The organism is Intrasporangium sp. (assembly GCF_030452765.1).
GTDB lineage: Bacteria > Actinomycetota > Actinomycetes > Actinomycetales > Dermatophilaceae > Intrasporangium_A.
On sequence record NZ_JAKDLO010000193.1, the window covers coordinates 1 to 7,945 of the forward strand.

Annotated in this window: 8 protein-coding genes; 6 read left to right on the top strand and 2 right to left on the bottom strand. The window is 69.3% G+C overall.

Translation table 11 applies throughout. The features are described 5' to 3' along the window. Positions 1 to 27 precede the first annotated feature (27 nt). The 4 genes from rsmI (at position 28) to L0H79_RS18755 (ending at position 3,936) form a co-directional block, all read left to right on the top strand. Positions 28 to 882: a 16S rRNA (cytidine(1402)-2'-O)-methyltransferase gene (gene rsmI / locus L0H79_RS18740; RefSeq protein WP_301486162.1), complete on the top strand. Its 855-nt coding sequence runs from the start codon at positions 28 to 30 to the stop codon at positions 880 to 882. Between the two features lie 52 nt (positions 883 to 934). Beyond that, entirely contained in the window at positions 935 to 1,354 is a 420-nt protein-coding gene (locus tag L0H79_RS18745) for an OsmC family protein (protein ID WP_301486163.1), read from the top strand. A gap of 222 nt (positions 1,355 to 1,576) precedes the next feature. Continuing rightward, positions 1,577 to 1,756 carry a hypothetical protein gene (locus tag L0H79_RS18750; RefSeq protein ID WP_301486164.1) on the top strand — a complete coding sequence of 60 codons (180 nt, stop codon included), beginning with the start codon at positions 1,577 to 1,579 and terminating at the stop codon, positions 1,754 to 1,756. 776 nt (positions 1,757 to 2,532) lie between these two features. After that, positions 2,533 to 3,936 carry a lytic transglycosylase domain-containing protein gene (locus L0H79_RS18755; protein WP_301486165.1) on the top strand — a complete coding sequence of 468 codons (1,404 nt, stop codon included), beginning with the start codon at positions 2,533 to 2,535 and terminating at the stop codon, positions 3,934 to 3,936. Between the two features lie 41 nt (positions 3,937 to 3,977). On the opposite strand, the gene L0H79_RS18760 is transcribed toward L0H79_RS18755, so the two are convergent. Further along, positions 3,978 to 5,249, bottom strand: coding sequence for an NAD(P)/FAD-dependent oxidoreductase (locus tag L0H79_RS18760; RefSeq protein ID WP_301486166.1), 1,272 nt, complete (start codon positions 5,247 to 5,249; stop codon positions 3,978 to 3,980). A gap of 65 nt (positions 5,250 to 5,314) precedes the next feature. Here L0H79_RS18760 and L0H79_RS18765 point away from each other — a divergent pair, with 65 nt between their 5' ends. After that, positions 5,315 to 5,968, top strand: coding sequence for a TetR/AcrR family transcriptional regulator (locus L0H79_RS18765; protein WP_301486167.1), 654 nt, complete (start codon positions 5,315 to 5,317; stop codon positions 5,966 to 5,968). Between the two features lie 104 nt (positions 5,969 to 6,072). Here the strand turns inward: L0H79_RS18765 and L0H79_RS18770 are convergent, their stop codons facing one another. After that, the gene (locus L0H79_RS18770) at positions 6,073 to 6,396 is read right to left on the bottom strand and encodes a hypothetical protein (RefSeq protein ID WP_301486168.1); all 324 of its coding nucleotides are present in this window, start codon (positions 6,394 to 6,396) and stop codon (positions 6,073 to 6,075) included. A gap of 1,108 nt (positions 6,397 to 7,504) precedes the next feature. On the opposite strand from L0H79_RS18770, the gene L0H79_RS18775 reads away from it, so the two are divergent. Then, entirely contained in the window at positions 7,505 to 7,900 is a 396-nt protein-coding gene (locus tag L0H79_RS18775; protein ID WP_301486169.1) for a hypothetical protein, read from the top strand. Positions 7,901 to 7,945: the final 45 nt, after the last annotated feature.

Here is a 7,945-nt window from a genome sequence, read left to right on the forward strand (position 1 = left end):
CCCAGTGAACAGGGAAGGATGGCGGGCATGAGTGCGAGCCCGAGTGCAGGTGTCCTCGTCTTGGCGGCAACGCCGATCGGCGACCCCCGGGACGCGGCGCCGCGCCTTGCCGACGAGCTGTCCACCGCCGACGTCATCGCCGCCGAGGACACCCGGCGGCTCCGGCGCCTGCTCACCGACCTCGCGGTGACCCCGGCCGGCACGGTCCTCAGCTACCACGAGCACAACGAGGCCTCCCGCACCGCGGAGCTCATCGAGCGACTCCAAGCCGGCGACCGGGTCGTCGTCGTCACCGACGCCGGGATGCCGTCGGTCTCCGACCCCGGCTACCGTCTCGTCGTCGCCGCGGTCGAGCACGGCGTCCGCGTCACCTGCGTCCCCGGCCCGAGCGCGGTCCTGATGGCCCTGGCCGTCTCGGGGCTGCCGGTCGACCGGTTCTGCTTCGAGGGCTTCCTGCCCCGCAAGGCCGGCGAACGTGCACGCACCCTGGCCGGCCTCGCCGACGAGCCCCGCACCATGGTCTTCTTCGAGGCGCCGCATCGCCTGGCCGAGACGCTCACCGCGATGCGCGACACCTTCGGCGCCGACCGGGCCGCCGCGGTCTGCCGGGAGCTGACCAAGACCTACGAGGAGGTGCGCCGCGGCCCGCTCGGCGAGCTCGCCGGCTGGGCAGCCGAGGGCGTCAAGGGTGAGGTCACCGTTGTGGTCGCCGGCGCGGCACCCATTGCGCCGGACCTGCAGAGCCAGCTCGGCGGCATACGAGAGCGGGTTGCCGCGGGGGAGCGGCTCAAGGACGTGTGCGCCGAGATCGCGCAGCGGACGGGCCTGTCGAAGAAGGCGCTCTACGACGCCGCCCTTGTGAGAAACGACGCGGTGGGGTAAGGCTGGAAGGGACCAGCCACTTCGGCCGGTCGTATCCAACCAAGGAGTGACAATGGCTACCACCCGCACTGCATCCGCCCACTGGGAGGGCACCCTCTTCGAGGGCAAGGGCACCGCGAACCTCGAGACGTCCGGTGCCGGACAGTTCGACGTGACGTGGCCCGCCCGAGCGGAGGACGCAGGTGGCAAGTCGAGCCCCGAGGAGCTCATCGCCGCCGCGCACGCGACCTGCTTCGCGATGCAGCTGTCCAATATGCTCGCCCAGGCCGGCCACCCCGCCGACAGCCTCGACACGACCTCGACGGTCACCTTCGACCCGCCGAGCATCACCGGAATCACCTTGACGGTCAAGGGAAGTGTCCCCGGGATGAGCGACGAGGACTTCCGCAAGAACGCCGAGGGCGCCAAGGAGACGTGCCCGGTCAGCCAGGCCCTCAAGGCCGTCCCGATGACGCTCGAGATCCAGAGCTGAGCCGTATGCCGCTCAGCCGGGCCTGATCGCGCCTGCCCGTGCGCACGGAACGGGTTCGGCAGCAGGGACGGTGTGAATCGCGCTGTTCCTGCTGTCGGCGGGCCGCGGCAGCGGAGTGTAACAGCATGACGTGTTCTGTGACACAATAAGGACCTGGGTGGAGAACTTCGGTGGTATCGCTCCGCCCGACGCCACCGGATCGGCAAAGCCCGCGCGATGTCCGTGATCACCGCCGTCCAGCCCCAGCGGGTCGAGGCGACCGCGACAGCGGATGCAAGACTGGTCTGGATCGGTGACGACGACCGTGGCATCCAACTGGAAATTGTGGCCCTGGACCTCGACGATGCCATCGTCGTGATCCACGTCATGCCGACCGAGTTGCGGAGGCGACCAGATGAGTGAGCACGTGGAGTATCGACTCGGGCCGGACGTGCCAGAGGACGAGGAACTGCGCGACAGCCAAGGACGATTGGTTGATGGGGCGTACGTTGACGCGGCGGTCGAGGACGCCATCGCACAGGTCCGCGGTCCCGGACGCCCGTCACTGTCGACGACCGGGGAGTCCCCTCTGCTGCGTGTGCGGCTGCCGCGCGAACTCGATCAAGCGGTCAGCGATGCTGCGAGGCGTGCCGGGACATCCCGCTCGGAATGGGTGCGACGCGTCCTTGATGAGGCGACCCATCGGGCCAGCTGACGAGTCCTGCCGAAGAGCCGGACTCGACGGGTTTCGAAGGGTCACGCGGACCTGTCCTGGACGTCGGACTTGTGAGCCGCGGTACGTCGGCAGCAGTTCGGGGCGCCTCCAGGCCGGTACTGAAATGGCGAGTGAGTCTGTGGCGCTCGTGGGCCGGCGCGTGTGCACCCCCAGCCCTTGGCGCGGGTGAGCGCCGTCTGCAGGTTCGGGTGCGGCGCGTCAGGAACTCAGCCGGTGGCCCACGCACCCATGCCTCCGGACGGGACGGGCTGCAGGTGAAACTGGCCGGTTTGGGCAGCCATCCGGGAACAGAGCGTCCGCAAGTCACGGTTCACCGGGCGGCGACGGTGCTCGCGGCGTACCGTGAGGAACGGTCAGCCCAGCGCCAGGAGGGGGCGAAGTGCGTACGAGCTCAGCGTTACACCGCCTCGCCCGTGCGCACCACAGCAGCACTGCGGCCGCGCCTCGTCGTCTTGCGAGAGTTGTGACGGTCGCTGCCGTCGTCGCGGTCGTCGGAGGGCTGCTCGGCCCCAGCGGGGTCGGTCCCACCGCGCCGACCCCGGTCGTGGGGCAACCGGCAAGCGCGCTCGCTGTCAGCGCTCCTCCCAGTGACTACGGGAGCTGGGCCCGGGAGCGGGTCCTGCGGGCCGGGCCGACAGCGACCCAGGATCCGGCATTGTCGTTCCCGGCGATGGCGCTGCCGGCATCGGTGACGCAGCCGCAGTCGGAGGAGTCGGTGGACGCGGACTCGTCCGCGCCGGCCTCCGCGCGGGACGAGGCCGGGCGGCTGCTCGCCGCGCAGGTGCGAGTCCCCGTCGGCGGCTGGAGGCTGCCCGCGCCGCTGTGGGAGGCCTACCAGCGCGCGGCCGCCCGCTCGCCGCGCAGCTGTCACCTGCCGGTCGCGCTCCTCGCGGCCATCGGCCAGGTCGAGTCCGGTTCCCTGGCCGGTCGCGCGATCGACGCACGCAACCGGGCCGTTCCTCCGGTCTACGGGCCGGTGCTCGACGGCCAGGGCGTCGCGGCGATCAGAGACTCCGACGGCGGCCGCTGGGACGCCGACGCCACGTGGGACCGGGCGGTCGGCCCGATGCAGTTCATCCCCGGGACGTGGACCGCCTACGGCCGGGACGGCGACGGTGACGGGGTGGCGGATCCCCAGGACGTCTACGACGCGGCGCTGGCCGCGGCCACCTACCTCTGCGCTGCCGGGGGAGACCTCGGGACGGACGATGGCATCAGGACCGCGGTGCTCGCGTACAACCGGTCGACGGCCTACCTCGCCAATGTGCTGGGGCTCATGACGACGTTCGGGGCCGTGACGACCGTGCCGGCCGCGAAGCCGACACCGAAGGCGAAGGCGAAGGCGAAGCCGACGTCGAAGGCGAAGCCGACATCGCGCCCGAAGGCGTCGACCACGGCCCCGCCCACCGGGACGCCGAGCCCGACGACACCGCCGAAGCAGACGACGAAGCCTTCGCCGACCACGACAACGCCGCCGACGACGACCAGTAGCACGACGACGACAGAGCCTGCTCCGACGACCACGACGACGACGACGCAGCCCTCGCCGACGACAACAGATCCGGCGCCGACCACCACGACCAAGTCCGCGCCGGCAACGTCGAAGTCCGAGCCGACCACCACGACCAAGTCCGCGCCAGCAACATCGAAGCCCGAGTCGAGCACCACGACCAAGTCCGCGTCGGCGACCACGAAGCCCAACTCGACTGCCTCGGCGGAGCCGGAGTCTGAGCCACCCCCGAGCACCACCGCGCCACAACGGACGACGCGGGCAGCCACATCCCCGACGACAGCGACGACTGCGACCACATCCCCTGACACACCCTCCGACACGCAGACGTCTACCGCGAGCCCGACGACCGACTGACGCGGCTCGCGCAGCAGGCGCGCCTTGGTCTCGGCGCGACCTCAGGCGAGAACGTGGCGCATCACCCCGGGCCGGAACAGTGAGCCCGGGCTCGCGAGCAGCTGCTGGACGTCGGTCCAGGCGGCGTTGACGACCTCGTTCGCTGCGGAGGCGCGCATGACACGCTCGATGTAGCCGGAGACCCACCGGTGGCCGGCGGGTCGTCTGCCCACCGCCTGCGGATAGAGCAGGTCGCCGCCGACGGCGACGGTCCACGGGTCGTTCACGACTGCGGCCAGTCGCTTTGCGACGCGGCGTTCGATGCCCGGCACGATGCCTCGACGGCCGACCTCGTCGGCCAGCGCCTGCGCCTGCAGGAGTGCTGAGCTCATGCCTTGGCCGTAGATCGGGTTGAAGCTCGCCACGGCGTCACCGGTCGCCACGAACCCCGGCGTGCTGGACCGTTCCCAATGGCGGCGCAGGCTGGACCTGAAGGTGTAGCGCCGCGGCTCTTCGAGGAACGGCCGGCCGAGGAAGCGGACGAGCAGCGGGTCGGCGAGGGTGGCGGCGAAGTCCATCGCCCCACGCGGGTCCGTGGGTGCGCCTCCGCCGAAGTAGCCGCCGAGGGCGATGTGCCAACGCGTGCGATCCAGGGGGAGCAGCACGCCGATGCGCGGCAGGCTGGGTGTGTTCTGGATCACGGCCAGCTGGCCGATCTCGTCGTCGTCGGCACGCCGTTCGACGACGAAGCCGACATACCTCAGCTCGATCACGACCTCCGTCGCTGGCGGCTCCGGTAGCCGCAGGGCATGCCGGAACGACCCGCCGCGACCGGTGGCGTCGATCACCAGGTCTGCGTCGACCAACCGGCCGTCCTTGAGGTGAACCCCACGGAGCCGATCGCCGTCCAAGTCCACCGTGGCAGCGACACCTCGTAGGGCTGTGACGTTGGGCAGCGCCTCGACGCGCCGACGCAGCTCGGGCTCGATGAGCCGGCGGCCGCACAACGCGCGAGGGAAGCCTGGTTCGATGAGCGCGAGATGCCGGCGCACGATCCCCGCCGCGTGCCAGTAGACCGGCAGCCGGGCGGGGTCGTCACCGCCGGTGGCAGCTCCCTGGTCGAGCAGTGTCTGGCTGAATCCGGGGAAGAGCTTCTCCAGGACCACGCTCCCGGCCGCGCACATGACGTGCGGGAGCATCCCCTGTGGCGCCACGCTGCCGGCGGTGTCCGAAGCGCGCTCGATGACGACGACCTCGTCGACGACGGGCGCGAGGGCGGCCGCAGCCGCGAGGCCACCCATGCTGCCCCCGACGACAGCAACCCGACCTTCCATCATCATCACCTCGTAGCGTTGTTATGTAACCCCGTTACGGTACAGCGTCACGTTAAGGTGTGGCAATGGGCAGACCACGAGTTCACGACGACGCCACGGCCGAGACCCTGCTCGCCGTGGCATCGGACCTCCTTTACGCGGAGGGCATGGAGTCACTCTCGGTCCGCCGCGTAGCGGACGCGGCGGGCACCAGCCATCGCGCCGTCTATGCCCTGTTCGGCTCGAAGCGGGGCCTGCTCGACGCGTTGGCAGCCTTCGGCTACGACGACCTGGCCGGCCGAGTCAGTCGGCTGGAGGCCACCAGCGATCCTGCTGCCGACCTCGTGCGCGCGGGGACGGTGGCCTTCCGGCGGTTCGCGTCGAGCCGACCGGCGTTGTTCCGACTGGCGTTCGAGGAGATCTCGCCTGAGGCGGTCGAGCAGCCCCGGGTCGCCCACGCCGCGCTCGCCAGCTACCGGGCGCTCGCCGCGTGGTTCACCCGGCTCCGCGAGGCCGGCCTGGTCCATCCTGCGCGCACCGATGCCGACTGCATCTTCGCGTTCCACGCCACCTGCCACGGGCTGGCCGCGAGCGAGCGCGCAGCCAAGCCGCCTCCCGAGGGGCCCGGGTTCTGGCGAGTGACAGGCCCGAGCGTGTTCGACGCCGTGTGGACCGACACCCTGGCCTCCGTGGTCCGCGGCTTCGCGCTCCCCCCGGAGCCGACAGCGGGTGCCGGCTGAGCGGCATACCCATTGACGTATGCCGCCCAGTCGGCTACCGAGGTCGCCTCCCCGATGCGTCCGGCCGGCAGAAGGACCGGTTCGGGCGGGCTATGCGCTTCTCGTCAGCCAGTCGCTCGGCGAAGATCATCGAGGTCGCGGGCCAAGGCGTCGACGGTACGAGTGATGAGGGCACGGTCGATCGGGGCTCGCTCGGCCGCCAGACTGCACTGGCGGATGTAGGCGGTGGGTTTGAGGCCCGCTGCCTCGGCTCGTGACCGAATGGTGGCGATCTCGGAGGGAGTGAATCGGACCGAAAGAGTCACGTCCAAGCGTTCCGGCTTGCGCAGGGGCTCAGGCTCTCCCCAGTCTCCTTGAGCCGGGTCCTCTTCGCGGTCGTAGTGGTCGGCAAGCTCACGGTCGCCAGCCTCGGCCTTCGGGTCGCTCATTGGCCTCCTCCCATGTGGGGGACCGAGCTTGGCTGTGGTGACCCGACGGCAGGCGTGTTCGAGGCTTGCACTCGATGCTGTCGCAGAACACTCACATCTGGTGAAGTTGTGTTGCGTTGGCAACGCACCGCAACACCGCTCTACGAGACCTCTCGGCCGCAACGAATGGCCGCTCGGGAGGACGAGCGACGCGCTGGCAGCGTCCGCGTTGGCGATGCGGTTCGCCCTCCCCAAAGACGAGCGACACTACGACTCGAGCAACTTCAACGGGTTCAGGGACGCGCCTCAACCGAGGGCTCGTCTGGGAAGACGAGCGACCCGGCCTTTGCCTTCATTCAGGACTCGTTGTGTTGGCCTCAACGAGGGGCTCGTCTGGGAAGACGAGCGACACCCGATGCACGAAAGGATCGGGTGCGGCTCTTCTGGAGGACCCCCGTCCCGCCTCGGCATAGTCGCGGTGTCGGCATAGGTCGATCTATGCGGATTGGAACGCATAGGTCGACGACTTCGCACTGCGCCCTGGACGCGACCCAGACCAACGACTTCTACGAGCTCGTCGTCGAGCGACACCGCAGCAAGCCCACCATCTGGGTGTCCAACCGCGAGCCGTCAGAGTGGCTCGCAATGACCACCGCCGGCCCAGTCGGCCATCGACCGGCTCCCCTCCGCCGCGCACACCCTCGTCATCGAGGGCCCCTCACACACACCGACAACGCCAGGGCGTCAGCCTTGACTGACGAAACCAGGCAGGCCCAGCATGCTCACTGACACCTCCAAGTGGTCCCACGCTCGTGGCAACGAGGTGGTCCCATCACGCTGGCAAGCGACAACACAGGAAGCCCACATTGCGACACCCTGGGTCGCGGTCTACTCTCCGAAACATGGGTGCCTGTGCCTCATAGGGGGTGGCGAAATGCAGGGGAAGGAACCAGACATGCGTTTAGGAAGACTCTCAGCGCTCGTCGGCATACCCTTGGCCGCGGCCGCGGTTCTGTTCAATACGGCTGGCGCTCCATCACCGGCCCCGGCGCAGGATCAGTGCGCGGTGGCTTCCGCTCATCGGGTCGGGGCGTGGACGTGTATCGACCCGGTAAAGTCACGGGCGCAGATGGAGCGGTTCGTCGCGGCACAAGGCCCGGACCCGTCCAAGGTGTCCTCGGAAATGACCGTCATCAGTCCGACGCCTGCGGCGAGTCAGCCAGCCGTCCCGCAGGTCGTCGAAGCCTCATCCGGTGACGGCAAGACGGGATGGTGCAGCACTCTGGGGTGCTGGTATCTCTACCGCGGCGACAAGACAACGACCACCTACCACGCAGCCGCGTACGACGGGACAGGGTACTACGGCTACGACTCCACCACCATCGGCTCCGTCTCGTTTCACATCTACGATTACCTGCCCAACTCAACCTTGGTCAAGATGACCAACCAGCACAAGGTCTCCGACGCCGCCTCGCCCTACAACAAGTGGTGGGCCTCGAACCTGCTGGTGAACGCGGGCGTGTGATGAATTAACGTCGTTTTCGGACGATGAGTCGCTACGGTTCTGCTA

Excerpts from the sequence above, each read along its gene's own strand:
- L0H79_RS18770 (WP_301486168.1), bottom strand. The coding sequence starts at position 6,396 with ATGAGCGACCCGAAGGCCGAGGCTGGCGACCGTGAGCTTGCCGACCAC.
- L0H79_RS18760 (WP_301486166.1), bottom strand. The coding sequence starts at position 5,249 with ATGGAAGGTCGGGTTGCTGTCGTCGGGGGCAGCATGGGTGGCCTCGCG.
- rsmI (WP_301486162.1), top strand. The coding sequence starts at position 28 with ATGAGTGCGAGCCCGAGTGCAGGTGTCCTCGTCTTGGCGGCAACGCCG.
- L0H79_RS18775 (WP_301486169.1), top strand. The coding sequence starts at position 7,505 with ATGGAGCGGTTCGTCGCGGCACAAGGCCCGGACCCGTCCAAGGTGTCC.
- L0H79_RS18765 (WP_301486167.1), top strand. The coding sequence starts at position 5,315 with ATGGGCAGACCACGAGTTCACGACGACGCCACGGCCGAGACCCTGCTC.
- L0H79_RS18745 (WP_301486163.1), top strand. The coding sequence starts at position 935 with ATGGCTACCACCCGCACTGCATCCGCCCACTGGGAGGGCACCCTCTTC.